This is a genomic window from Arthrobacter sp. Dra40, from assembly GCF_059091905.1.
Window position 1 is genome coordinate 1 of sequence record NZ_JBNHHB010000550.1, and the last position, 681, is coordinate 681.

The 681-nt window shown below is 66.2% G+C and carries 1 protein-coding gene; it reads left to right on the forward strand.

Annotation, left to right across the window (positions count from 1 at the left end):
- Positions 1 to 182 precede the first annotated feature (182 nt).
- Positions 183 to 644 (forward strand): Fur family transcriptional regulator, encoded by a 462-nt coding sequence (locus AC5RWT_RS37925; protein ID WP_494084698.1) that lies wholly within the window; start codon positions 183 to 185, stop codon positions 642 to 644.
- Positions 645 to 681: the final 37 nt, after the last annotated feature.

Consider the following 681-nt stretch of genomic DNA (forward strand, 5'->3'; position numbering starts at 1 on the left):
GGGCGGGAGACGAGGTACCAGCCGGCGGCGGCGGGCGGCGGCCGGGGTACCCGCCGGCGGCGGCGGGCGGCGGGCGGCAGGAGACGAGGTACCCGCCGGCGGCGAGCACCGCCGTCGTACTTTCTGGACCGGGTCCGGAACATTTTCTGGACTCAGTCCAGAAAAGGTGACAGAATCGTTTCATGGTCGAGATGAGGGAACCGGAGGACTTGTTGCGCGAGGCATCGCTGCGCGTGACCCGTCCGCGGGCTGCGGTGCTGGAAGCAGTCCGCGCGCACCCACATGCCGACGCCGACACCATCACCGGTGTGGTTCGGGGCGAACTGGGCGGGGTCTCAAAGCAGGCCGTGTACGACGTGCTTGCCGCGCTGACCGATGCCCGGCTGCTGCGCCGGATCGAGCCTTCGGGGTCCCCCGCGCGCTATGAGGCCAGGGTTGGCGACAACCACCACCACGTGGTGTGCCGGTCGTGCGGCAATATTGCCGACGTCGACTGCACCGTTGGCGAGGCACCGTGTCTGACGGCGGCTGACAATCACGGTTTCATGATCGACGAAGCCGAGGTCACCTTCTGGGGCACCTGCCCCGCCTGCACTGCCACGAAAGACCTTCAATTGGAAGATCCGACAAGGAGCGATAACTAAATGGCTGATAACACCAAGCCGTTGACAACTGTTGCGG

Excerpts from the sequence above, each read along its gene's own strand:
- AC5RWT_RS37925 (WP_494084698.1), top strand. The coding sequence starts at position 183 with ATGGTCGAGATGAGGGAACCGGAGGACTTGTTGCGCGAGGCATCGCTG.